The 23345-nt window shown below is 76.1% G+C and carries 29 protein-coding genes; 16 read left to right on the top strand and 13 right to left on the bottom strand.

Annotated features, from left to right (window positions below):
* The first annotated feature begins 47 nt into the window (after positions 1-47).
* From ACI8AR_RS10310 to ACI8AR_RS10325, 4 genes are all read left to right on the top strand, one after another.
* Complete coding sequence (locus tag ACI8AR_RS10310; protein ID WP_457051081.1) at positions 48-713, top strand: arginase family protein; 666 nt, start codon at positions 48-50, stop codon at positions 711-713.
* A 40-nt stretch (positions 714-753) separates the two neighbouring features.
* On the top strand, positions 754-1335 hold the full coding sequence (locus tag ACI8AR_RS10315; protein WP_457050943.1) for an SDR family NAD(P)-dependent oxidoreductase: 582 nt from the start codon (positions 754-756) through the stop codon (positions 1333-1335).
* Positions 1336-1367: 32 nt separating this feature from the next.
* Positions 1368-2543 (top strand): acyl-CoA dehydrogenase family protein, encoded by a 1176-nt coding sequence (locus ACI8AR_RS10320; RefSeq protein ID WP_456926069.1) that lies wholly within the window; start codon positions 1368-1370, stop codon positions 2541-2543.
* 115 nt (positions 2544-2658) lie between these two features.
* Positions 2659-3354, top strand: a complete 696-nt coding sequence (locus ACI8AR_RS10325) for a response regulator (RefSeq protein ID WP_457050944.1) — start codon at positions 2659-2661, stop codon at positions 3352-3354.
* Here the strand turns inward: ACI8AR_RS10325 and ACI8AR_RS10330 are convergent.
* From ACI8AR_RS10330 to ACI8AR_RS10350, 5 genes are all read right to left on the bottom strand, one after another.
* Complete coding sequence (locus ACI8AR_RS10330; RefSeq protein ID WP_457050945.1) at positions 3336-3557, bottom strand: hypothetical protein; 222 nt, start codon at positions 3555-3557, stop codon at positions 3336-3338. The two genes, ACI8AR_RS10325 and ACI8AR_RS10330, sit on opposite strands and share 19 nt — an antisense overlap.
* Before the next feature lie 72 nt (positions 3558-3629).
* Complete coding sequence (locus ACI8AR_RS10335; protein WP_457050946.1) at positions 3630-4805, bottom strand: sensor histidine kinase; 1176 nt, start codon at positions 4803-4805, stop codon at positions 3630-3632.
* A gap of 185 nt (positions 4806-4990) precedes the next feature.
* Positions 4991-5716, bottom strand: coding sequence for a DUF3618 domain-containing protein (locus tag ACI8AR_RS10340; RefSeq protein WP_456938914.1), 726 nt, complete (start codon positions 5714-5716; stop codon positions 4991-4993).
* Between the two features lie 51 nt (positions 5717-5767).
* Positions 5768-6373, bottom strand: a complete 606-nt coding sequence (locus ACI8AR_RS10345; protein ID WP_457050947.1) for a phage holin family protein — start codon at positions 6371-6373, stop codon at positions 5768-5770.
* A gap of 2 nt (positions 6374-6375) precedes the next feature.
* Complete coding sequence (locus ACI8AR_RS10350) at positions 6376-7230, bottom strand: hypothetical protein (RefSeq protein WP_457050948.1); 855 nt, start codon at positions 7228-7230, stop codon at positions 6376-6378.
* 300 nt (positions 7231-7530) lie between these two features.
* On the opposite strand from ACI8AR_RS10350, the gene ACI8AR_RS10355 reads away from it, so the two are divergent.
* On the top strand, positions 7531-8373 hold the full coding sequence (locus ACI8AR_RS10355) for a siderophore-interacting protein (RefSeq protein ID WP_456938917.1): 843 nt from the start codon (positions 7531-7533) through the stop codon (positions 8371-8373).
* Here the strand turns inward: ACI8AR_RS10355 and ACI8AR_RS10360 are convergent.
* The 3 genes from ACI8AR_RS10360 to ACI8AR_RS10370 form a co-directional block, all read right to left on the bottom strand.
* Entirely contained in the window at positions 8370-9167 is a 798-nt protein-coding gene (locus ACI8AR_RS10360; protein WP_457050949.1) for an enoyl-CoA hydratase/isomerase family protein, read from the bottom strand. The genes ACI8AR_RS10355 and ACI8AR_RS10360 overlap by 4 nt on opposite strands.
* 4 nt (positions 9168-9171) lie before the next feature.
* Positions 9172-10092 carry a KPN_02809 family neutral zinc metallopeptidase gene (gene ypfJ / locus ACI8AR_RS10365; protein ID WP_457050950.1) on the bottom strand — a complete coding sequence of 307 codons (921 nt, stop codon included), beginning with the start codon at positions 10090-10092 and terminating at the stop codon, positions 9172-9174.
* Positions 10093-10252: 160 nt separating this feature from the next.
* The gene (locus ACI8AR_RS10370; RefSeq protein WP_457050951.1) at positions 10253-11098 is read right to left on the bottom strand and encodes a formate/nitrite transporter family protein; all 846 of its coding nucleotides are present in this window, start codon (positions 11096-11098) and stop codon (positions 10253-10255) included.
* Positions 11099-11223: 125 nt separating this feature from the next.
* Here ACI8AR_RS10370 and ACI8AR_RS10375 point away from each other — a divergent pair, with 125 nt between their 5' ends.
* The 6 genes from ACI8AR_RS10375 (at position 11224) to ACI8AR_RS10400 (ending at position 14768) form a co-directional block, all read left to right on the top strand.
* The gene (locus ACI8AR_RS10375) at positions 11224-11604 is read left to right on the top strand and encodes a hypothetical protein (RefSeq protein WP_456938921.1); all 381 of its coding nucleotides are present in this window, start codon (positions 11224-11226) and stop codon (positions 11602-11604) included.
* A complete protein-coding gene (locus ACI8AR_RS10380) occupies positions 11605-12828 on the top strand; it encodes a glutathionylspermidine synthase family protein (protein ID WP_457050952.1) in 1224 nt (407 codons plus the stop codon).
* A 36-nt stretch (positions 12829-12864) separates the two neighbouring features.
* Positions 12865-13311 (top strand): nitroreductase family deazaflavin-dependent oxidoreductase, encoded by a 447-nt coding sequence (locus ACI8AR_RS10385; protein WP_457050953.1) that lies wholly within the window; start codon positions 12865-12867, stop codon positions 13309-13311.
* Positions 13312-13389: 78 nt separating this feature from the next.
* Positions 13390-14361, top strand: a complete 972-nt coding sequence (locus ACI8AR_RS10390; RefSeq protein ID WP_457050954.1) for an ABC transporter substrate-binding protein — start codon at positions 13390-13392, stop codon at positions 14359-14361.
* Positions 14362-14475: 114 nt separating this feature from the next.
* On the top strand, positions 14476-14613 hold the full coding sequence (locus ACI8AR_RS10395) for a hypothetical protein (protein WP_457050955.1): 138 nt from the start codon (positions 14476-14478) through the stop codon (positions 14611-14613).
* Positions 14610-14768 (top strand): hypothetical protein, encoded by a 159-nt coding sequence (locus ACI8AR_RS10400; RefSeq protein ID WP_457050956.1) that lies wholly within the window; start codon positions 14610-14612, stop codon positions 14766-14768. Before ACI8AR_RS10395 ends, ACI8AR_RS10400 begins: the two co-directional genes overlap by 4 nt.
* A 30-nt stretch (positions 14769-14798) precedes the next feature.
* Here ACI8AR_RS10400 and ACI8AR_RS10405 read toward each other — a convergent pair whose 3' ends face one another.
* The 4 genes from ACI8AR_RS10405 to ACI8AR_RS10420 all read right to left on the bottom strand — a co-directional run bounded on the left by ACI8AR_RS10405 (position 14799) and on the right by ACI8AR_RS10420 (position 18372).
* On the bottom strand, positions 14799-15770 hold the full coding sequence (locus ACI8AR_RS10405) for an aldo/keto reductase (RefSeq protein ID WP_457050957.1): 972 nt from the start codon (positions 15768-15770) through the stop codon (positions 14799-14801).
* Between the two features lie 304 nt (positions 15771-16074).
* Positions 16075-17142, bottom strand: a complete 1068-nt coding sequence (locus tag ACI8AR_RS10410; RefSeq protein ID WP_457050958.1) for a winged helix DNA-binding domain-containing protein — start codon at positions 17140-17142, stop codon at positions 16075-16077.
* A 28-nt stretch (positions 17143-17170) separates the two neighbouring features.
* On the bottom strand, positions 17171-17809 hold the full coding sequence (locus ACI8AR_RS10415) for a hypothetical protein (protein WP_456938927.1): 639 nt from the start codon (positions 17807-17809) through the stop codon (positions 17171-17173).
* Between the two features lie 32 nt (positions 17810-17841).
* The gene (locus tag ACI8AR_RS10420) at positions 17842-18372 is read right to left on the bottom strand and encodes a GNAT family N-acetyltransferase (RefSeq protein WP_457050959.1); all 531 of its coding nucleotides are present in this window, start codon (positions 18370-18372) and stop codon (positions 17842-17844) included.
* 85 nt (positions 18373-18457) lie between these two features.
* On the opposite strand from ACI8AR_RS10420, the gene ACI8AR_RS10425 reads away from it, so the two are divergent.
* The 5 genes from ACI8AR_RS10425 to ACI8AR_RS10445 all read left to right on the top strand — a co-directional run bounded on the left by ACI8AR_RS10425 (position 18458) and on the right by ACI8AR_RS10445 (position 21955).
* A complete protein-coding gene (locus ACI8AR_RS10425) occupies positions 18458-19036 on the top strand; it encodes a class I SAM-dependent methyltransferase (RefSeq protein WP_457050960.1) in 579 nt (192 codons plus the stop codon).
* Between the two features lie 82 nt (positions 19037-19118).
* The gene (locus ACI8AR_RS10430) at positions 19119-19544 is read left to right on the top strand and encodes a DUF1801 domain-containing protein (RefSeq protein WP_457050961.1); all 426 of its coding nucleotides are present in this window, start codon (positions 19119-19121) and stop codon (positions 19542-19544) included.
* A gap of 115 nt (positions 19545-19659) precedes the next feature.
* Complete coding sequence (locus ACI8AR_RS10435; RefSeq protein WP_456926046.1) at positions 19660-19866, top strand: three-helix bundle dimerization domain-containing protein; 207 nt, start codon at positions 19660-19662, stop codon at positions 19864-19866.
* Between the two features lie 45 nt (positions 19867-19911).
* Complete coding sequence (locus ACI8AR_RS10440) at positions 19912-21531, top strand: ABC-F family ATP-binding cassette domain-containing protein (protein ID WP_457050962.1); 1620 nt, start codon at positions 19912-19914, stop codon at positions 21529-21531.
* 34 nt (positions 21532-21565) lie between these two features.
* On the top strand, positions 21566-21955 hold the full coding sequence (locus ACI8AR_RS10445; RefSeq protein WP_457050963.1) for a hypothetical protein: 390 nt from the start codon (positions 21566-21568) through the stop codon (positions 21953-21955).
* Positions 21956-22081: 126 nt separating this feature from the next.
* Here ACI8AR_RS10445 and ACI8AR_RS10450 read toward each other — a convergent pair whose 3' ends face one another.
* Positions 22082-23287: an amino acid deaminase/aldolase gene (locus ACI8AR_RS10450; RefSeq protein ID WP_457050964.1), complete on the bottom strand. Its 1206-nt coding sequence runs from the start codon at positions 23285-23287 to the stop codon at positions 22082-22084.
* Between the last annotated feature and the right edge of the window lie 58 nt (positions 23288-23345).

The following is a 23345-nucleotide window of genomic DNA, read 5'->3' on the forward strand; positions in this document are numbered from 1 at the left end:
TGGCCCCGGCGGGGCGGGCGCGCGACGCCGCCCGCGTCGCCGGCGGCCTGGCCGCGGTCCGGGACGCGGTGGCCGCCACGCTGCGGGCCGGCCGGCTGCCGGTCGTGGCCGGCGGCGAGTGCACGACGACGGTCGGGCTGGTCGCCGGCGCCCGCGCGGCCGGCCGCTCCCCGGGGCTGGTGTACGTCGACGGCGGCGTCGACCTGCGCACGCCGGCCGACAACCCGACCGGCGTCGCGGACTCGATGGCGCTGGCCCACGTGCTGGCCCTCCCCGGGTGCGACCCCGACCTGCTCGCGGTCGGCCCGGTCCGGCCGCTGCTCGCGGTGGACGACGTCGTGGCGGTGGGCGTCCGGGACGCCGAGCCGGACGCGACGACGGCGCGCCGGATCGGCCTCGCCGCCGTCCCGGCCGGCGCGGTGGCGGCCGACCCCCAGGGCGCCGCCGCGGAGGCCGCCGCGGCGGTGGACGGGCCCGACGGCTTCCTCGTGCACCTCGACGTCGACGTCGTGGAGTTCCTCGACCTGCCGCTGGCCGACGTGCCGGACCACGGGCGGGGCCTGCCGCTCGACGCCGTCGCCGCGGTGCTGCGCCGGCTGTGCGCCGAGGACGGCTTCGGCGGCCTGTGCCTCACCGAGGTCAACCCCGACCACGCGCCGGACCCGGGCGAGGTCGCCCGGCTGGTGGCGGTCCTCACCGCCGCGCTGGCCTGAGCCGCGGTTCCGCTCGGGCGCCGCGGGGGAGGAGCAGGACATGGCCACCACCACCTTCGACTTCACCGGCTCCGTCGTCCTCGTCACCGGCGGCGGGACCGGCATCGGCCTGGCGATCACCCGGGCCTTCCTCGACGCCGGCGCCACCGTCGCGATCACCGGCCGCCGGCGGGAGCGGCTGGAGTCCGCCCTCGAGGGCGTGCCGGCCGAGCGCGGGGCGGCGCTGCCCGCGGACGTCTCCGACCCGGCCCAGGTGCGGCGGCTGGTCGCCGGCGTCGTCGACCGGTTCGGCCGGCTCGACGTGGTGGTCAGCAACGCCGCCGGCTACGAGAGCGGGGAGGTCACCGACCTCGCCGGCGAGCGCTTCGACGCCGTCGTCGCCGTCGACGTCCGGGCGTTCTGGACGCCCCCGGCGCCGGAGTGGGACGTCGTCGCGCGGGTGCTGGAGCCGGGCGGGCGCGTGGTCCTCGGGTTCTCGGTGATGCGCCCGGACGACCGGGACCGGGTGCGGGCTGCCGTGGCCGGGCCCGCGGGGGAGCGCGGGTTCGCGGTGACCGCGACGGCGGAGGCGGCCACGGTCCCGTTCCCGACGGCCGCGATCGAGGTGCGCCGTCCCGGGTAGGGGAGGGGCACCCACCGACCGGAGGACCTGCGATGACCGACGAGCTGCCCGGCGACCTCTACGGCTACGAGACGCTGCTGGACGACGACGAGCGCAAGGAGCTGGCGGGCATCCGGCGCTTCCTGGCCGAGGAGGTCAAGCCGCGGGTCAACGACGCCTGGGCGGCGTCGGAGTTCCCGATGGACCTGGTGCCGCGCTTCGCCGAGGAGGGCATGGTCGGGCGCAGCTACGACCTGGAGCACCGGCCGCGCGCCTCGCGGCTGTTCACCGGGTTCATCGCGCTGGAGGCCGCGCGGGTCGACCCGTCGATGGCCACGTTCCTCGGTGTGCACAACGGCCTGTCGATGGGCTCGATCGTGCTGCTGGGCTCCGACGAGCAGCGCGCGCGGTGGGTGCCGGACATGGTCGCGCTGGAGAAGATCGGCGCGTTCGCGCTCACCGAGCCGCACGGCGGCTCCGACGTCGCCCGCGGGCTGGAGACCACCGCCCGCCGCGACGGCGACGGGTGGGTCATCGACGGCGCCAAGCGGTGGATCGGCAACGGCACCATCGCCGACGTCGTCGTGGTGTTCGCCCGCGACGTCGCCGACGACGCGGTGAAGACCTTCGTCGTGGAGAAGGGCACCCCCGGGTTCACGCCCACGAAGATGGAGGGCAAGTACGCCCTGCGCACCGTGCAGAACGCCGACATCGTCTTCGACGGCTGCCGCGTGCCCGCCGAGAACAAGCTCGAGCACGGCAACTCCTTCAAGGACGTCAACCGGGTGCTCAAGCTGACCCGCGGCGGCGTCGCGTGGTCGGCGGTCGGCTGCCAGATGGGCGCCTTCGAGGCGGCGGTCGCCTACGCCAGGGAGCGCGAGCAGTTCGGCCGTCCGATCGGGGGCTTCCAGCTGATCCAGGACCTGCTTGCCCGGATGGCCGGCAACGTGACCGCGAGCCTGGGCATGGCGGTGCGGGTGTCGCAGCTGCAGGAGGAGGGCGTGTTCAAGGACGAGCAGGCGGCGCTGGCCAAGGCGTTCGTCACCGGCCGCGCCCGCGAGACGGTGGCACTGGCCCGCGAGCTGTTCGGCGGCAACGGGATCCTGCTGGAGAACGACGTCGTGCGGTACTTCGCCGACGCCGAGGCCCTCTACTCCTACGAGGGCACGCGGGAGATCAACAGCCTGATCGTCGGGCGGGCGCTGACCGGCCTGAGCGCCTTCGTCTAGGGAAGGGCCCCTCGCGAGGGGGAGGCCGCCCGCGCCCGGCTGCACCCCGCGGCCCGGGGCGCCGATGCCCTCCAGGAGACGGGCGGGACCGCCGCCCGCGGGCCGGGGAGGTGCGGTGGGCGCGCAGTCGGTGCTCGTCGTCGAGGACACCGAGGAGATCCGCGAGCTGGTGGTCACGGTGCTGGAGCGGGCCGGGCTCGACGTCCGCGCCGTCGGCTCGGCCGCGGAGTGCCTGGCGGAGGTGCGCCGGTCGGCGCCCGACCTCGTCGTCCTCGACCTCGGCCTGCCCGACGGCGACGGCACCGAGGTGTGCCGGCAGCTGCGCGCCGAGAGCGGCTGCTACGTCCTCATGCTCACCGCCCGCGCCGAGGAGGTCGACCTGCTCGTCGGCCTCGCCGTCGGCGCCGACGGCTACATGGCCAAGCCGTTCTCCCCGCGGGAGCTGGTCGCGCGGGTGCAGGCGATGCTGCGCCGCCCGCGCACCGTCGTCGCCGTGCCGGAGCCCGACGACGCCGTCGTCCGGCTGGCCGACCTCGAGGTCGACGAGGACACCCGCGAGGTGCGCGTCGACGGCGTCGTGGTCGACCTGACCCGCACCGAGTTCGACCTGCTGGCCGCGCTCGCGTCGCGGCCGGGCCGGGTGCTGCAGCGCGAGACGCTGCTGCGCGAGGTGTGGCGCACCGACTGGGCCGGCAGCCTGCGCCTGGTGGAGGCGCACATGTCCAACCTGCGCCGCAAGCTGACCGCCGCCGGGCTGCGGGCGGCGCAGATCCGCACCGTCCGCGGGGTGGGCTACCGGCTGGTGGCCTGACCCCGCCGGGGCTCGGGCAGCCGGGTGCCGGCGCAGCAGGTGGCCCGCGCGCGCAGCCGCCGCACCAGGACCGGGTCGGCCGCGGGGGGCTCCGGGGCGGAGGGCGCCGCGGAGGAGTCGGCGAGGAAGGCCAGCAGCCGGGCCGGCAGCTCGCTGCCCGGCTCCGGGGCCCGCTGTACCGGGTCGGCGTCCTGCGTGCTCACGCCGGGGAGCCTGCCACCGGTCCCGCGGCCGGGCCGCAGGGCCCCCGCACGATCTCCGCGGGACCGGTGTGCTCAGCGCGGCAGGACCAGCGTCGCGGTGGTGCCGCGGCCCTCGGTGCTCGCGAGCTCCAGCCGCCCGCCGTGCGCCGCCGCGATGGCGTGCGTGATCGACAGGCCGAGCCCCACGCCCGGCACGCCGGCCCGCACGGCGGTGGTGGCGCGGGTGAAGCGGGTGCCCAGCCCCGCCCGGTCCGCGCCGGGGATGCCGACGCCGGTGTCGCGCACCTCGATGCACACCTCGCCGTCCGCCGTGCCCAGCCCGAGCTCCACCCGCCCGCCGCGGGGGGTGAACTTCACCGCGTTGGACAGCAGGTTGTCGACCGCCTGGCCCAGCCGCAGCGCGTCGCCGGGCACGACCGGCCCGGCCGCGGGCGCGGTCACCGCCAGCGTCACCCCGGCGGTGTCCGCGGTGACCTGCGCCGACTCCCCGGCGGCGCGCACGAGCGCGGCCAGGTCGACCTCGCCCGGGGTGAGCGCGAACCGGCCGGCCTCCACCTGCGCGGTGAACAGCAGGTCGCCGACCAGCCGCTCGAGGCGGGAGGCGTTGCGCTGCACGGTGGCCAGGTGGCGGCGGGGGCCGGCGCCCAGCGTCGGGTCGTCGAGCACCAGCTCCAGGTAGCCGAGCACCGACGACAGCGGGGTGCGCAGCTCGTGGCTGACCAGGGCGACGAACTGGTCCTTGAGCCGCTCGGCCGCGCGCACCTCGGTCATGTCGGTACCGACGAAGGTCCAGCCGGCGGGGCCGCCGTCGTCGTCGGCGCGTGGTGTGACGGCCACCGAGACGGTGCGCCGGGTGCCGTCGGCGGCCACGTAGGTCCAGTCGCGGACGTCGCTGCCGCGGTCGGCGGCGACGGACACCAGCGCGTCCAGGCCGCGGCCGGCGAGCTCCGCGGGGTCGTGGAAGTCGGTGATCCGGCGCCGGCGGACGACGTCGGCGCGGGGGAGCCCGAGCAGCCGCTCGGCACCGGGGTTCCAGACGCGGACGACGCCGTCGCGGTCGGTGCCGACGACCGACTGCTCGGTGATCGCGTCGACCACGCTGGTCATGGTGGCGGCGCGGGCGCGCAGCATGCGGGCGGCGACGGCGAGCTCCTCGCCGCGGGCGTCGACCAGCGCGGTCAGCGTGGCCCGCTCGGCCCGCAGCGCGGCGACCTGCGCGCGCAGCTCCGCGACCTCGGCGTCCGTCACACCGGCAGCGTCGGCGCCCGCCGGGCGCGGCTGCAGCCGGGGCCGGCCCGGGTCACCCGGCGAGGGGAGACGCGACAGCGCCCCGCCGGGGAGGACCCGGCGGGGCGCTGTCGACCTGCTGGAACGGCCCCTCTGCAGCGGCCCGCCGCGAGCGTGCGAGCGGTGGGGGCAGAGGGGTCCTTCGTCTAGCTCGACGAGGCCTGGCTCTGCACGGACTCGCGGGACTGCTGGGCCTGACCCTGCACGTCCTGCGCGGCCGACTGGCCCTCCTGCTTGACGTTCTGAGCCGCGTCCTGCGCGGTCGACTTGACCTCCTCGACGGCCTGCTGGGCGGCCGGCTTGAGCTGCTCGCCGACCTCCTGCGCCGCCTGCTTGGCCGGGGCGAGCAGCTCGTCCTTGTGCTCGCGGACCGCGCTCTCGGCCTGCTCGGCCAGCTGCCGCTCCTTCTCGGTGGCGGGCAGCAGGCTGGACACCAGCCAGCCGACACCGAAGGCGATCAGCCCGGCCGCGAGGGGGTTGCCCTGCGTCTGGCGGACCACCGCGTCGGGGGCCTGCTGGACGGCGTGCGCCGCCTGGGAGGCGGCGTCCTGGACGGTGCCGGCCGCGCTCGACGCCGCGCCCTGCACGGTGCCGGCCGCGTTGGAGGCCGCGCCCTGCACCGAGCCGACGGCGTGCTGTGCCATGCCGCGGGCGTCCTGCGCGGTGCCGCGCGCCGAGGACCGGGTGTCGTGGGCCGAGCCCATCACCTTGTCCTTGACGTTGGCGAAGCGGCCCTTCGCCGAGGACATCCGCCGGTCGATGACGCGGGCGGGGTTGACCTTCTCGTTGAGGGCGTCGACGTCGTAGCTCAGCTCGCGACGCGTCTCCTCGATCTGCCGCCGGATGACGTCCGGGTCACTGCTGCTGGTCATGTCTGCTCCAGGGGGTGTGGTGGCCTGACCGGTCGGGTCGCGGGCCGAGGGTCAGTGGGGCTTGAGGGCGCCGGGGACCTGCTGGAGGGTGTCCACGGTCCGTTCGGGCTTCGGGTTCACCTGCCGGAACTTCTTGCGTCCCATGGCGTAGGCGACGGCCCCGATGACGCCCCAGATGACCGCCACGATCAGTGCGGCCAGGCCGGCGTCCATCACGTTCTCCAGCGCCCACCACAGGGCGAAGGAGAGGAACAGCACCGTCATGTAGCCGGCGAAGCCCGCGGCGCCGAACATGCCCGCGCCCTGCCCGGCCTTCTTGGCCTCGACCTTGAGCTCGGCCTTGGCCAGCTCGAGCTCCTGGCGCATGAGCACCGAGAGGTCCGTGGTGACCTCGCTGATGAGCTCACCGACGGAGGTGCCGGAGACCTCGGGCCGGCCGGCCTCGGTCATCGGGGTGCCGCGCTCACCGGCGTGCGCCCCGTAGGACTGGGTCGGGTACTCCTGCTGGCCCGCGTACTCCTGCTGGCCGGCGTACTCCTGCTGGCCGGTGTAGCCCTGCTCGTAGCCGGGGGTCACGGCGTAGTTCGACTGCGGCGGCTCCGGGGGGTAGCCCTGCTGGCCGCCCACCGGCGTGGCGCCGGAGTAGGGGGAGCTCATGGTCAGACCCCCTGGCCCGGGCGGCGGGTCGGGTCGTCCCACCCGGCGGGCGCCGACGGCGGCACCACGCTGCCGGCCGGCGGGACAGTGCCGTACGGCGGGGGCGGCACCGGGGTGCCGGGGGTGGCGGCGTGCTCGCCGTAGGAGCCCGTCGTCGTCTCGTAGCCAGCGGTCGTCCCGTAGCCGGTGGTCGACTCGTAGCCCGTGTAGGTCGGGGCCGGGTCGACGTAGTTGCCGGTGGTGTAGGACGGCGGCGTCGAGGCGAACTGCTGCGAGCCGGACGAGGAGCCGTTGCTGTGCGCGGCCTTGACGCCGCTGGTCAGCCGCCCGGCGAGGACGCCGGCGACGGCGGCGCCGAGCAGGAAGGTGCCGGGCCGCCGGCGGGCGAAGGAGCGGACCTCCTCGAGCAGGTCGGCCGGCTCGCGGTTCTGCAGCATCTCCGCGAACTCCTGGACCTTGCCGGCGCCCTGCTGGATCAGGTCGCGGGCGGGGCCGGGGGCCGGGGCGTTGCCGTCGACCATGCCGCGCAGCTGCTCGGCCAGGCTCGACAGGCTCTGGCCGGCCTTCTGCTGCTGCGACACGACCTGCTGGCGGGCCTGGGTGCGGCCCTGCTCGACCAGGCTCTGCGCCTGCTGCTTGGTCTCGGCGACGACGTTCCTGGCCTCGTCCGCGGCGGTCGAGGCGACCTGGGAGCCGGCCTGCTTCGCGGTCTGGCCGACGTTGCGGGCCTCGTCCTTCGCGACGTCGGTGGTCAACGGCGAACCCGAGGTGGTGGTCGAGGTCGTACTCGTCTCCCCGTAGCCGCTGGCGCCCGAGGAGGGCGGCGGCGGGAGGGGGGCGTCGATGGAGTGGGTCATCGTTCCTCCTGAGTGGATCTCGGTCGAGGCTGGCGCTACCCAGAAATGGATCACTCACACACATCCCGGCGACGGCCGTCGCCGGGGCGGATGCGGGTGGAGCGGGGCCGGCGACCAGTGGCGCCGGCCCGGTGGACCGTGGGGAAGTGCGGTCGGGGAGCCGGCCGGACCGGACGTCCGTGCCCGGCGGCGTCGCCGTTCCCGCAGGCCACGGGCTACCCGGACGCGCGGGTCCGAAACGGCGGCGGGGCTCCCGGGGGACGCAGGTAAGGTGAGCCTTCCCTGATCCGAGGAGAGTTCATGGCCGACCAGCCCCCGCGCCGCAGGCGGACGCCCCGTACGGGCACCGTCGTGCGCACCAGCCGCGTGACGCCGCACGTCGTCCGCGTCGTCCTCGGCGGGGAGGGGCTGGCCGGCTTCGCGCCCGAGCACACCGACTCCTACGTCAAGCTGCTCTTCCCGCCGGCCGGTGCGCCCTACGCGGCCCCGTTCGACCTCGACGACGTGCAGGCCCGCCTGCCGCGCGAGCAGTGGCCCGCCACGCGCACCTACACGGTCCGCTCCTGGGACGCCGCGGCCGGCGAGCTGACCGTCGACTTCGTCGTCCACGGCGACCAGGGCGTGGCCGGCCCCTGGGCCCGGGCCGCCCGCCCCGGCGACACGCTGCAGCTGTTCGGCCCGGGCGGCGCCTACAGCCCGGCCGCCGACGCGGCCTGGCACCTCATGGCCGGCGACGAGACCGCGCTGCCGGCGATCGCCGCCGCGCTGGAGGCGCTGCCGGCGGGTGCCCGGGCGGAGGTGTTCGTCGAGGTGGCCGGGCCCGAGGAGGAGCAGGACCTCGCCACCGGCCCGGGCGTGCGGGTGACCTGGGTGCACCGCGGCGCGGCCCCCGGCGTCGCGCTGGTCGCGGCCGTCGTCGCGGCGGACCTGCCCGAGGGGGACGTGCACGTGTTCGTGCACGGCGAGGCCGGCGCCGTCCGCGAGCTGCGCCGGTTCGTGCGCACCGGGCTCGGCGCCCCGCGCGAGCGGCTGTCGGTGTCCGGCTACTGGCGGGTCGGCAGCACCGAGGACCGCTGGCAGGCCGAGAAGCGCGAGTGGAACGCCGCCGTCGAGGCGGAGGAGCAGGGCCTCGGCGTCGCCTAGCCGGGGGTCCAGGGGAAGCGCGGGGTGCGCCGCTCGGTGAAGGCGGCCACGCCCTCGGCGAGCTCGCCGGCGGCGATGGTCTCCCGGTACCAGCGGCGGGCCACCTCCTCGCCGTCGCCGCCCGCGGCCAGCGCGGCGGTGACCTCCTTGGCCGCGCGCTGGGTGAGCGCCGACCGCTCGGCCAGCACCCCGGCGAACCGGCGCACCTCGCCGGCCAGGTCGCCGGCGGGCAGCAGCCGGTCGACCAGGCCGGTGCGCAGCGCGGACCCGGCGTCGATGAGCTCCCCGGAGTACAGGAGGTAGCGGGTCGTCGCCGGGCCCACGAGCTCCATCAGCTGCCGGGTCGACGTCGGCGTGTAGACGATCCCGACCTTCGCCGGGGTGACCCCGAAGACGCCGGTCGGGTCGGTGAACCGCAGGTCGCAGCAGGTGGCCAGCTCGACGCCGCCGCCGATGCAGTGGCCGCGGATCATCGCGATGGTCGGCCGCGGGAAGTCCCGCAGCGCCGCCTGCGCGGCGAGGTTGTCACGGCGCAGGTGCGCCATGGGGTCGTCGGTGTCCGGCCCGCCGAGCAGGTCGGAGATGTCGGCGCCGGCGCAGAAGCTCGTCCCGGCGCCGGTGAGCACGAGCACCCGCACCGACGGGTCCTCGGCCAGCCCGGCCAGCACGCGGGGGAGCGCGGCCCACATGCCGGCGGTGAGCGCGTTGCGCTTGTCCGCGCGGTCGATGGTCAGGACGGCGACGGCGCCGTCGCGGCCGACCCGCAGGTGGTCGGTGGGGTCGCTCGAGGTCACGCGCTCAGCCCAGGTCGTCCGTCGAGAAGGTGTCGCACTGCCGCGGGTCGCCGGTCTCGTACCCGGTGAGGAACCAGCGCTGGCGCTGCTCGGAGGAGCCGTGGGTGAAGGTGTCCTGGTCCACGGTGCCGCCGCCGAGGTTCTCCTGGATGAAGTCGTCGCCGATGCGGCCGGCGGTGTCCAGCGCCCGGTCGACGTCGTCCTGGGTGATCTCGGCAATCAGCGGTGCGCCGGACTCGTCGGGCACCGTCTCGGCGTGGTTGGCCCACACGCCGGCGTAGCAGTCGGCCTGCAGCTCCAGCCGCACGGTGCCGCTGGTCGGGCCGGTCTCGCCCGGGGTCACCTGCCGGTTGGCGCCGAGCAGGTTCTGCACGTGGTGGCCGTACTCGTGGGCGAGCACGTAGGCGTTGGGGAAGGCGCCGCCCTCGGCGCCGAACTGGCTGCGCAGGGTGTCGAAGAAGGTCAGGTCGATGTACACGAGCTGGTCGGCCGGGCAGTAGAACGGCCCCGACCCGCTGGTGGCACCGCCGCACTGCGTCTGCACCTGGCCGGAGAAGAACACGGTGTCGGTGGGGACGTAGTCCGCGCCGAGCGCCTGCGACCAGTAGTCCTGGATGGAGTCGATGTCGGCGACGACGGCGCACTCGACGGAGGTGTTGGCGTCGCCGCTGTCGTCGCAGGACTGCTCGAGGGCGCTGTTGTCGGCCGTCTCGCCCTCGCCGAGGCCGCCGGACAGCGCGCCCAGCCCGGCCCCCGCGCTGCCCCCGCCGCCGAGGACCTGGAACAGCACGATCACCAGGAGCCCGACGAGGCCGATCCCGCCGCCGCCGACCGCGAGCCCCCGGCCCCCGCCCAGGCCCCCGCCGCGTCCGCGCCGGTCCTGGATCGACGACGTGTCGAGGTCGCCGCCCTCCCTGTACCTCATCCTGTGCAGTCCTCCCGGTGGCTGGCCGTCGTCCGACCGTGCCACCGGCCCCCGCACTCCGCGACCGGAGCGTCACCCGTCCGCGACCACGGCGTCGTGACTACTCCGGGACGCCGGACCGTGGTCCCGGCGCCGTGGTCGCGGAGAGGACGGAGGCGGGTCAGGCGCGCTCGGCGGGCTCGGCGCCGGTGCGCGGGGCGGCGTCGCGGTCCTCGCGCAGGAACAGGTACCAGTACGACGTCCCGACGAAGAGCACCGCGCCGACCAGGTTGCCCGCGCCGGCCAGCAGCCAGTTGGTCGCGGTGTCGCCCCAGTTCGCGCCCTCGACGCCGGCGAACACCGCCGCCGGCAGGAAGAACATGTTGGCGACGACGTGGTCGAAGCCCATCGCCACGAACGCCATGACCGGGAAGAAGACCGCCAGGATCTTGCCCGAGACGCTCGAGGACGCCAGCGACATCCACACCGCCAGGCAGACCAGCCAGTTGCACCCGACGCCCCGCAGGAACGTCTCCCACGCGGTGTGGTGGGTCTTGCCGTCGGCGATCTCCGCGAGCCGGGTGAAGGTCAGCTGCGCGCTGCCGGTGCTGTCCGGGTCGCCGATCACCCCGGTGGAGACGGCGAGGAAGTAGGCGACGAACAGCGCGCCCAGCAGGTTGCCGAGGAGCACCAGCGTCAGGTTCCGGAGGACGTCGGCGCCGGTGATCTTGCCGTTCATCGCGCTGAGCGGGACCAGCATCATGTTGCCGGTGGCGAGGTCGGAGCCCGCGATGAGCACCAGCACCAGTCCGAGGGTGAAGGCCGCGCCCATGAACAGCGTGGGCAGCGTGCCCCACGTCTCGCTGGACAGGCCCGAGGAGACGGTGATCGCCACCAGCGCGCCGAAGGAGATGTAGGCGCCGGCGAGGAAGGCGCTCACCAGCACCCGGTCCCAGGCGCGGTGCACCTTCTTGGCGCCGGTCGCGGCGGCGACCTTCGCGATCTCGGCGGGTTCCTTCGCGGTCATCGCGCCTCCCGGGACGGCGGGTCGTCCCGGGACGCTAGTGGAACAGCACCGTCCGCGCCGCCCGGGCACGCCGACGCCGCAGGTCGGGCCTAGGGTCGGGCCGACGATCACACGGGGAGGAGCCCATGGCGTTCGGCAACCGGGTGCGCAGCGCCCTGACCACCACGGTGCTGGCCACCGCGGCCACCGGCTTCCTCGCCGGCTGCGGGTCCGAGGACGAGCAGGAGCAGGTCGCCTACTGCACGAACGAGGACGGCGAGATCGTCGACGAGGACTACTGCGACGACGACTACCGCGGGGGCGGCGGCCTGTTCTTCCTGTACCTGGGCGCCTTCCGCCCGGGCCTGCCGGTCGGCACGGTGCTCCCGGCCGGCGGCACCCGCGTCAACCCCACCGACACCGCGGCCCGCCAGCGCTACGGGCTGCCCGCCACCGGCAAGGTGTCCGCCGGCCAGCGGGTGACCGGCGGCATCGGCTCGGGCGTCGGCGGCGGCTCGGGCTCCTGAGTGCGGCGCGTCGAGGGAGGCGTCGTCCGGCCCGGCTGGGAGGCCGAGGTCGAGGCGCAGGGGCTGGTCTACAACCGCACGACGACGCCGGGCGGCGAGGTCCGCAGCTACTGGCGGGAGGGCCCGTACTACGACTTCAGTGCCGCGGAGGTCGAGCGGCTCGAGGGCGCCGTCGCCCAGCTGTTCGAGATGTGCGTCGCCGCCGGCGACCACGTCATCGAGCACGACCTGTTCGACCGGATGGGCATCCCGCTGATCGCCCGCTCCGGCATCCGCGCCTCGTGGGAGGCCGAGCCGCCGAGCGTCTACGGCCGCTTCGACCTGCGCTACGACGGCGAGGGCCCGCCCAAGCTGCTGGAGTTCAACGCCGACACCCCGACCGGGCTGGTCGAGGCGGCGGTGACCCAGTGGAACTGGCACCTGTTCACCGGGCAGGGCCGCGACCAGTGGAACGCGCTGCACGAGCGGCTGGTCGCCGCCTGGCAGCGCAACCTGACCCGCTGGGAGCGGCGCACCGGGGTGCGGCCCCGGGTGCACCTGGCGTGGACCAGCGCGGAGACCTCCGGCGAGGACCGGATGACCGTCGCCTACCTCATGGACACCGTCGTCCAGGCCGGCTACGAGGCGGTCGAGGTCCTGGTGGAGGACATCGCGCTGGACTCCGGCGACGGCCGCTTCTACGACCCCGCCGGCCGCCACCTCGACGTCGTCTTCAAGCTCTACCCCTGGGAGTGGCTGGTCGACGACGAGTTCGGCGCGGCCGTCCTCGCCGACGCCGCCCGCCCGGGCGGCACCACGTGGGTCGAGCCGGTCTACAAGATGCTGTGGAGCACCAAGGCGCTGCTGCCGGTGCTGTGGCAGCTGTTCGGCAGCGACCCGGTGCTCGGGCAGTACCTGCTGCCGGCCTACTTCGCCGACGAGATGCCCTCGTCGTGGCGGGACTACGTGCGCAAGCCGCTGTGGGGCCGCGAGGGCGCCAACGTGCAGGTCGTCCGCGGCGGGCAGGTGGTCACCGCGATGCCCGGCCGCTACGGCACCGAGGGGTTCGTCGTCCAGGAGTTCGCGCCGCTGCCGGACTTCGCCGGCGTCGACGGGCCGCACCACCCCGTCCTCGGCGCCTGGGTGGTCGACGGCGAGCCCGCGGGCCTGGGCATCCGCGAGAGCGACGGGCTGATCACCGACAACCTGAGCTTCTTCGTCCCGCACACCGTCGACGCCCGCTGAGCGGCAGGACCCGCCGGGGCGACCTACGGTCGGGGCATGCCGCTCGAGGGTGAGTACGAGCCGAGTCCGCAGCAGTGGGTCCGCGACCAGGTGGAGCGCTACGAGGCGACCGGCGGGCGCGAGGCCAACACGCTGCTCGACACCGGCCTGCCGGTCGTGATCTTCACGACCCGCGGGGCGACGACCGGGAAGGTCCGCAAGCAGCCGCTCATGCGGGTGGAGAGGGACGGCGTCTACGCGATGGTCGGCTCCCAGGGCGGGGCGCCGAAGGACCCGGCGTGGGTGGCCAACCTGCGCAAGCACCCCGACCAGGTGACCGTGCAGGACGGCCCGGAGCCCTGGGACGGCGTCGCGCGCGAGATCACCGGCGGGGAGAGGGCCGAGTGGTGGGAGCGCGCGGTGGCCGCCTACCCGCCCTACGCCGAGTACCAGCAGAAGACCGACCGGGTCATCCCCGTCTTCCTGGTCGAGCGGAAGGGCTGACCCGCCCGCTCGACTGAGGGAAGGCTGTCCTAAGTTGACTCCCGGCGCCGGGTGGTCCGGCGCCGGGAGGGGGCAACGGTGCTCTGGGGACGGACGGGCCGGCGGGTCGCCGGGACGACGGCGGGCGGGCTGCTGGCGGCGGCGCTGCTGACCGGGTGCGGGGACACCGACCCCGTGGCCGCGGCGGCGCCCGCGGAGGAGACGCGCACGGTCGAGCACGCGATGGGGGAGACCGAGGTGGCCGGCACCCCGGATCGGGTCGTCGTCCTCGACACCGGTGAGCTCGACGCCACCCTCGCCCTCGGCGTGACCCCGGTGGGCGCGGTCCGCACCGACGTCAGCGACGAGCTGCCCGGGTTCGTGGCGGAGGCCGGCGTCGACCCCGCCGACATCGCCGCCGTCGGCACGATCGCCGAGCCCGACCTGGAGGCGATCGCGGCGCTGCAGCCGGACCTGATCCTGTCCAACTCGGTGCGGCACGCCGACGTCTACGACCAGCTCGCGCAGATCGCCCCCACCGTGTTCGCCGAGGCCATCGGGGAGAGCTGGCAGGAGAACCTGCTGCTCGCCGGCGAGGCCCTCGGGCGCGAGGAGCAGGCGCAGGACCTGCTCGACGGGTTCGCCGCGCGGGCCGAGGAGGTCGGCGGCCTCTACGGCGACCCGGGGCAGACCGAGGTCAGCGTCGCCCGCTTCCTCGACGGCACGACGGTGCGGCTCTACGGCGAGGGCTCGTTCATCGGGGCGGTGCTGGCCGAGGTCGGCTTCGCCCGGCCGGAGCTGCAGCGGACGGCGGAGACCTTCGTCGAGGTCTCGCCCGAGCAGGTGACCCAGGCCGACGGCGACCTGCTGTTCCACGGCGCGTACGGGGCCGACGGCGCGACGGCGGCCGACCAGGTCACCGCCGGGCCGCTGTGGCAGTCGATCCCCGCGGTCGCGGAGGGCCGGGCGGTCGCGGTGGACGACGACCGCTGGTTCCTCGGCCTGGGCCCGCTCGGCGCCGGGCTGGTGCTCGACGACCTCGAGGAGCTCGCGCCCCGGTTGGCGGGCTAGGGCGCGGCCAGCCGGCGGCCGAGGTCGGCGGCCACGGCGTCGTCACCGCGGGCGCGGGCGCCGAGCAGGCCCCAGCCGAGGTCGGCCACGACCCGCGCGGCGTGCACCCGGGCGGTGAGCGCCGGGGTGGTCGGGCACCACCTGCTGGGCAGCCCGGACGGCGCCCTGGCCGGGCGCGGCCCCGCCGGCGAGGCCGCGCCCGGCGCCGACCGGACCTCCGCCGTCGTCTACCTGACCCTGCAGGGCTGGTGAAGCTGGGCCTCGTCGTCGCGCTGCTGCGCGAGGTGCGGCCCGCCTGCCCGGTCGCCGCCGCCGTGCTCGGGGTGTTCGGCGCCTACGGGCCCACCTGGCGGTGGGCCGGGGCTCGTGGGGGATGTGGGCCGCGGGCGGCCTCGACCTGCTGCTGACCGTGCTCGTGCTGCGCGAGTACCGGCGGCTCAGAAGCCGACGACGGCGTGCGGGCGGTACGGCTCCTCCAGGCGGGCGACCTCCTCGTCGGTGAGCCGCAGGTCGACGGCGGCGACGGCGTCGTCGAGGTGGGCGGCCCTGGTCACCCCGACGATCGGCGCGGTGACCACCGGCTTGGCCAGCAGCCAGGCCAGCGCCACCTGCGCCCGCGGGACGCCGCGCTCGCGGGCCACCTCGGCGACCCGCTCGACGATCGCCCGGTCGCTGCGCTCGTCGTAGAGGCGGCCGCCGAACGCGTCGTTCTCCGAGCGGTGCGTCGTCTCGTCCCAGTCGCGGGTGAGCCGGCCGCGGGCCAGCGGGCTCCACGGGACGACGCCGATGCCCTGGTCGGCGCACAGCGGCAGCATCTCCCGCTCCTCCTCGCGGTTGAGCAGGTTGTAGTGGTCCTGCATCGAGACGAAGCGGTGCCAGCCGCGCTCGCCCGCCAGGTGCAGCGCCTTGCCGAACTGCCAGGCCCACATGCTGCTCGCGCCGAGGTAGCGGACCTTGCCGCTGCGCACGCACGCGTCCAGCGCCTCCAGCGTCTCCTCCACCGGCGTGGCCGGGTCCCAGCGGTGGATCTGGTAGAGGTCGACGTGGTCCACCTGCAGCCGGCGCAGGCTCGCCTCGAGCTCGCGCAGGATCGCGACCCGGGACAGCCCGCCGCCGTTGGGCCCCGGGCGCATCCGGCCGTGCACCTTGGTGGCCAGGACGACGTCGTCGCGGGTGGTGAACTCGCGGATCGCCTTCCCGGTGATCTCCTCGCTGGAGCCAGCCGAGTAGACGTTCGCGGTGTCGAGGAAGGTGACGCCGGCCTCGAGCGCCTTCCGGATCAGCGGCATCGCCTCGTCCTCGGGCAGGCTCCACGGCGTCATCCCGCGCTCGGGCTCGCCGAAGCTCATCATCCCGAGGCAGATCCGCGAGACCTCCAGGCCGGTGGCGCCCAGGCGCACGTGATCCATGCGCCCAGCCTTCCCCGGCGGCCCCGCCGTCGCCTCCTGGCCGCGCACTGCCGGGGTTCCTCGTGCACTGTCGGTGCCGCAGCGCGGGCAACGGACGAGGAGAGCCCGCACTGCGGTCGGGGCACGGCTCCCGGGGTGTTCTCCGCGCTCCTGGGGTCCTGCGGAGCTCCAGCTGCGCGAGACGGGCTCCAGGACCGGCGTCCCGGCCGACTCCCGCGGCGCCGCCCCCGCTCCTGCGCTGCTGCAACCCCGCAAGAGCGTCCACAGGACCGCAGGAGCGTCTTCTTGCCGGCGTCCCTCGGCGTCAGGGGAGGGCGGCGGCGAGCTCCGGCACGCGCTCGGCGACGCCGTCGGGGAAGGCGGTGAACGGCTCGGCGGTGGCGACCCGCTTCGCGCCCCTCCCGGTCCACCGCCACGTGCCCACCACCTGCCCGCCGCAGACGACGGTGGACCGGAACACCCCGTTGCCGCCGGGCACGATGCGGTCGGCGAACTCCGGCGGCACCGTGCCGGTGCGGTCGGCGTAGCCGAGGACGACCTCGTCGAAGCCGGGCAGCAGGTGCAGCCCCTCGGCGTCGGCGCGGCAGGCGGCCAGCCGCTCAGGGGTCTCCGGGTCGAGGTACATCTCGGTGCCGGCGACGTCGACCGTGGCCAGCCGCTCGCGCACCGGCGCCAGGCCCGCGCGGGCGTCGCGGACCGTCGTGCCCGCCCAGCGCACCAGGTCCGCGACCGTGGCCGGCCCGTGCCCGGTGAAGAACCGCAGCGCGAGCTCGGCCAGCGCCTCCTCGCGGTCGAGGCGGCGCGGCGCGGACACCCACTCGTCGAGCAGCACGAACGCCTGGTCGCCCTCGTCGGGAGGGCCGAGGACCAGCGTCCCGGTCTGGGAGAGGTACCAGAGCGTGTGGTAGCCCTTCTGGCCCGCGACGTCGCAGCCGGCGTCGGCCAGGGCGGCCAGCAGCGCGGCCCGGCCCAGCCGCCGCCCGCCGGTCAGCGCGGCGACGGCGACCTCCCGCGACCGCTCGAGGTCGCCCTCGGTGAGCCCGACGACGGCCCGCCGCTTGGCGGCGCCGGCCAGCACCCGCCCGCCGAGCAGCTCGAGCATCCAGGGCAGGTCGTCGGCGGCGACCAGGTGCAGCGTCCCGCGCATCGGCCAGGACCGGACGACGTCGCCGGCGTCGAGGGCCGCGGTGACCCCCCCGCGGGAGCGGCCGGCGGTGCGCAGCGCCACCGACGTCAGCGCGCCGGGCAGGTCCTGGCCCTGCACCGCGCCGAGCGCCCGCACCGCCGCCGCGGCGTCGGGGAACGGCGGCCCGGCCACCCGCTGGGCCACCAGGCGCAGCAGCGCGACCTCGTGGGGCGTCACCGTCGTCATGCCGGGAGGGTGCCAGCCGGGGGTGACGTCAGGCGTCCTGCCCGCGCTCGATCCCCAGCGTGGCGAGCAGGTCCTCATGCAGCTGGATCCACACCGTGTGGCAGGAGTCGACCTCGGGGGAGTCCACCCAGCGCCGCTCGCCGTGGTCGACCCGGGCGAGCGCAGCGGCGTAGCGGTCGGAGTAGCCGTCCAGGCGCTGCAGGCAGCGGGCCAGCGGGTCGGTCACCGCGGCCAGGTCGCGGCCGAGCGTCCCCAGCGCACGCAGCACCCGCTCGTCCCACCTCCAGTCGGTGTGGTCGTTGGCGGCCATCGGCTCGGTGCGGGTCGGCCGCAGCTGCCAGTCGGTGCACACCTTCCCGAACCTGCGGTTCAGCGGGACGAACCGGCCGTGGGCCTCGGCGACCACGTCCCGCGCGCCGGTCAGCTCCAGCTCCGCGCCCATCCGCCGCTCGTCCTCGGCGCGGCCGGCCTCGGTCAGCGACCACCCGGCGCTGTCGGCGAAGCGGGTGTGGGTGACCCAGCCCCGGGTGGCGTGCTCGATCAGCCGGTCCTCGACCTCGTCGCGGTCGAGCCCGTAGCGTGCGGCGATCCGTCCCGGGGAGGCGAAGCCGAGCACCCGGGGGCCGTGCAGCGCGAGGTCGTCGGGGTCGGAGACGTGTGCGGGCACGGGGCCATCCTGGGTCACGGCGCCCGCCCCGGTCAGCGCTCCCGGTGCAGGTAGACCATGTCCTCCGCGTCGGGCTCCGTGGTCAGCGGCGTGAACCCGGCGGCGGCGGCGACGCGCAGGCTCGCGGCGTTGTCCGGCTCGATGCCCAGCACGAACTGCTCGACGTCGGCGGTCTCGGGCGCGGCCACCAGCGCCCGGAGCGCGGCGCTGCCGTGCCCGCGTCCCCGGCACGCCGGGTCGACGACGTAGGCCACGCCCATCGTGCGGCGCCCGTCGGTGGCGAGGACCCGCTCGGCCACCGGGTCCCACGTCGTCCACCGGTCGTAGACGTCCCCGCCGATCTGGGCGAGCGGGCGCCCGGCGTCGTCGAGCGCGACGAACGAGTGGCTGCGCAGCAGTCGGCGTCCGCGGAACTCGTCGGTCCACCGCGTGCTGCGCAGCGCCATCTCGCGGACCGGCCACTCGCGGCCGCCCAGCCGCCGCCGCGTGGCCTCGTCGTCGAACCAGGGCGTGACGGCGGGCAGGTGCTCCGGCTCGAAGCGGACCAGCCGGAGGGTGCTCACCCGCCCACCCTCACCCCGGCCCGGGCGGCCCGCACGTCGTCGCCGCTCCACCGCGCCGCCGCACTCCGCTGCCAGACTGCGGCCCGTGCAGGCCGAGGACTGGGACGCGCGCTACGCCGAGCGGCAGCAGTGGTCGGGGGAGCCCAACCCGCTGGTCGCCGCGCTCGTGGAGGACCTGCCGCCGGGCGACGCCGTCGACCTGGCCGCGGGGGAGGGGCGGCACGCGCTGTGGCTCGCCCGGCGGGGCTGGCGGGCCACCGCCGTCGACTTCTCGGCCACCGGCCTCGCCCGCGGGCAGGCGCAGCCCGACGCCGACCGGGTCACCTGGGTGACCGCCGACGTGACCACCTGGTCGGCGCCGCCCGCCTCCGTGGACCTGGTGCTGGTCGCCTACCTGCACCTGCCGGACCCGCCGATGACCGACACCCTCCGCCGGGCCGTCGGCTGGCTGCGCCCCGGGGGGCGGTTCCTGCTGCTGGGGCACGACGCCGAGAACGTGACCGCGGGCGTCGGCGGGCCGCAGGACCCGGCGATCCTGCACAGCACCCGGCGGCTGGCCCCGGTCGCCGGCCTGCTCGACGTCGACCGGCTCGAGCAGGTCCACCGGGAGACGCCCGACGGCACCGCGCTCGACACCCTCCTGTGGGGACGGCGACCCGCCTGAACCCGGAAGGACCTTCTGCCCCCCGCCGCTCGCACGCTCGCGGCGGGACCCTGCAGGGGCCGGGGTCGATACCGTCCGGTCCGTGACCGACAGCGTCGAGGAGTGGTTCGCCGCCGCCGGGCCGCGCGAGGCGGAGCTGCGGCGGGTCGACGCCCTGGTCCGCGAGGCCGCACCCGGGCTGGACCGCGAGCTCGTGCCGGCCGGCGCGGGGCGGGTGCTCGGCTACGGCCTGCTGCCCTACCGGCCGCGCTCGGCCAGGGAGACCACCCGCTGGCCGCTAGTCGCCCTCGCCGCGCAGAAGCGGCACCTGTCGCTGTACGTGTGCGCCGTCGTCGACGGCGAGTACCTGCCCGAGGCGCGCGCCGCGCGGCTGGGGCAGGTGTCGTGTGGCAAGAGCTGCATCCGGTTCACCTCGCTGGACCGGGTCGACCGGGCCGAGCTCGCCGCGCTGGTGCGCGACGCCGCCGCGGTCACGTCGTCGGGTGGCAACGCGTTCTTCGTGTCCTGACCGACACGCCGGGCCGATCCTCGGCGGGGGACGAAGGTCCCTGTTTCACACCCGCCCCACCCGCCACCGTGGAGGCCGTACCCCGCACGGACCGAGCGAGGAGTCCCGCGCGCCCATGATCACGACCGAGCAGCCGACCGCCGACCCCGCCGTCGAGCAGGCCGTCACCCGGCTGGTGGACGAGTTCGGCACCCGGCTGCGGCCCCAGGTCGTCGGCAACGTCGTCCGCATGTGCCGGCAGGACCTCAGCGGCGTCCCGGCGACCGCGCTGCCGGAGATGGTGGAGCGGCTGGCCCGGACCCGCCTGCAGTCCGTCGGCTGACGAGGCCCCGCCGAATCCGGTTGCCCGGCCCCGGACGATGTCGGGGTGGGTTACGTCGACGTGAGCGGGGTCCGGCACACGCTGCCGGGCGGCCGGGTGCTGCTGGACGACGTCTCGTTCCGGATCGGCGAGGGCGCTCGCGCGGCGCTGGTCGGCGAGAACGGCGCGGGCAAGACGACGCTGCTGCGGATCGTCGCCGGTGACCTCGTGCCCGAGGCCGGCACGGTCGCGCGCAGCGGCGGGCTCGGCGTCATGCGGCAGTTCATCGGCTCGGTGCGCGACGACACCACCGTCCAGCGCTTCCTCGTCGACCTCTCCGCGCCCGCGGTGCGCGCCGCCTGGGACGCCGTCGAGGCCGCCGAGCTGACCCTCATGGAGACCGACGACGAGCCCGCGCAGCTCGCCTACGCCGACGCGCTCGCGCAGTGGGGCGACGCCGGCGGCTACGACGCCGAGGTCACGTGGGACACGGTCACCGTCGCGGCGCTCGGCGTCCCCTACGACCGGTGCAAGTACCGCGAGCTGTCCACGCTGTCCGGCGGCGAGCAGAAGCGGCTCGCGCTCGAGGCGCTGCTGCGCGGGCCCGAGCAGGTGCTGCTGCTCGACGAGCCGGACAACTACCTCGACGTCCCCGGCAAGCGCTGGCTGGAGCAGCGGTTGCTGGAGACCCGCAAGACGGTGCTGTTCGTCAGCCACGACCGCGAGCTGCTCGCCACCGTCGCCGACCGGGTGGTCACCGTCGAGGGCGGGACGGCGTGGGTGCACGGCGGCGGGTGGTCCTCCTACCCCGAGGCCCGCGAGGCGCGGCACGAGCGGATGGCCGAGCTGCGCCGCCGCTGGGAGGAGGAGCACGAGCGCCTCGTCGACCTGGTCCGCACGCTGCAGCAGCAGGCGGCCAACTCCCCGGACATGGCCTCGCGGTACCGGGCGATGCAGACCCGGCTGGCGAAGTTCGAGGCAGCCGGGCCGCCGCCGGACCGGCCCCCGCAGCAGCGGGTGACGATGCGGCTGCGCGGCGGGCGCACCGGCGTGCGGGCGGTCACGGCCGAGCAGCTGGAGCTGACCGGCCTCATGCGGCCGTTCGACCTGGAGGTCTGGTACGGCGACCGGGTCGGCGTCCTCGGGGCCAACGGCGCGGGCAAGTCCCACTTCCTGCGGCTGCTGGCCGGCCAGGACGTCGCCCACACCGGGTCGTGGCGGCTGGGGGCGCGCGTCGTCCCCGGCTCCTTCGCCCAGACCCACGCGCACCCGGAGTGGCAGGACCGGACGCCGGTGGACCTGCTGTGGCACGGCGAGCCCGGCCGGCCGGGCGTGGACCGCGGGCGGGCGATGGCGGTGCTGCGCCGCTACGGGCTCACCGACTCCGCCGACCAGCCGTTCCGGACCATGTCCGGCGGGCAGCAGGCGCGCTTCCAGGTGCTGGTGCTCGAGCTGTCCGGCGCCACGCTGCTGCTGCTCGACGAGCCCACCGACAACCTCGACGTCCTGTCCGCCGAGGCGCTGGAGGAGGCGCTGGCCGCGTTCGACGGCACCGTGCTCGCGGTGACCCACGACCGCTGGTTCGCCCGCTCCTTCGACCGGTTCCTCGTCTTCGGCGCCGACGGCCGGGTGTACGAGTCCGCCGAGCCGGTGTTCGACGAGACGCGGGTCGTCCGGGCGCGGTGAGGCGCCGTCAGGCCGTCCTGACGGAGGATGGGTCATGGACGTCGACGACCTCGAACGGCAGCACACCCTCGCCAGCGCCGTCCGCCGCTACGACGAGCTGCGCACGCGCGACTCGCTGGCCGACCCCGACCACCCGGCCGGCCCGCGGCCGCTGACCCGCGAGGAGGCGCTGGAGCTGCTGGCGCTGGGCGAGGTGGTCGCCCGGCGGGCGGCCCAGGGGCGCCAGCTCACCGTCCGGACGGCGCGGGCGACCGGCGCGTCGTGGGCACAGATCGGCCGGGCGCTGGGTGCCACCCGGCAGTCGGCGTGGGAGGCGCACCGGCGGTGGATCGACGCGCAGGTCGACCACCCCGAGGGCTCAGGCGGGCTCACCGCGGACGAGGCCGCCGAGGCCCGGGCCCTGCTCGCCAACGACGCCGACTGAGGCGGCAGGAATGGCCATTTCTGTCGCCGCTCCCAGTCGATCATCGGAGGCGTGCACGGTCGGCCGGCGTGTCCCGCCGTGTCGCGTGCACGCATCCGGTGATCGACACCTGCGAGCCGCACCGACTCAGCCGAAGGTGCAGCCCTCGCCGCGGTAGGTGGCGACGGCGCCGGTGAGCCGGTCCCCGGCCAGCGTGTGCAGGACGTCGACGTGCTCGCAGACCTCGCCGGCCTTGGCGTGCCGGAACCAGACGCGGTCGCCGACGGCGAGCCCGTCGGCGTCCGGACCGCGCAGCGGCGTCTGCACCTCCCCGGCGCCCTCGGTGCCGAGCACCCGCAGCCGCGCCGGGTGCACCGGGCGCGGCAGCCGGTCGGCGCCGGGCGGCCCGGAGGCGATCCACCCGCCGCCCGCGACGGTCACCGTCCCGGGGGCGGGGCGGCGGGTGACCGGCAGCGCGAACAGCAGCGCCGGCCGGCCGCGGAAGGCGCGGTACCCGTCGAACAGCGTCGGCTGGTACAGCCCCGAGCCCGCGGCGACCTCGGTGACCGACGGGTCGGCCGCGGTCCGCTCCAGGCTCCCGGTGCCGCCGCCGTTGACGAACGCCAGCGGCGCGACGGCGGAGACGGCGGCCACCGCGGCGGCGCGGCGTCCGGTCAGCTCCCGCACCGACAGCGCCTGCACCCCGCGCACCGCCAGGCCGCGCAGCGGGCGCCCGGGCGGCGCGTCCGGCACGCCCGCGACCTGCGCCTCGTAGGCCATGAGCCCGACCAGGGCGAAGCCGGGCCGGTCGCACACCGCCCGGGCCAGGGCCGCGGCGGCCGCGGGGTCGTGCACCGGCGAGCGGCGCACCCCGACGTGCAGCCGCCCGGCCCGCAGCGACGCGTCGAGGTCCAGGCAGATCCGCACCGGCGGCCGCGAGCCGGGCGGCGCCACCGCGTCGACGGCGTCGAGGTGGTCGGGGGAGTCGGCCATCAGCGTCACCCGCGCGGCGAGCGCGGGGTCGGCCACCAGCGCGCGCAGCGCCGCGCGGTCCACCGAGGGGTAGGCGACGACGACGTCCTCGGACACCGGGTCGTCCCCGCCGGCCAGCCACAGCGCCTCGGCCAGCGTGTAGGCGAGCACGCCGGCGAAGCCGGGCCGGGCCAGGACCCGCCGCAGCACCGCGCGGCTGCGCACCGACTTGCTCGCCACCCGGACCGGGCGCCCGCCGGCGCGGCGGACCAGGTCGGCGGCGTTCGCGTCGAGCGCGTCGAGGTCGAGGACGGCCAGCGGCGGGTCGAGGTCCGCGGTCGCCCCGTCCAGCCGGGCCCGCGCTGCGGCCGGGGAGGTCATGGCGCGGCAGCATCCTCGCGGAACGCCGACTGGGTCAAGCGTCCCAGTCGCTTGACCC

Source organism: Geodermatophilus sp. SYSU D01036, assembly GCF_054050435.1.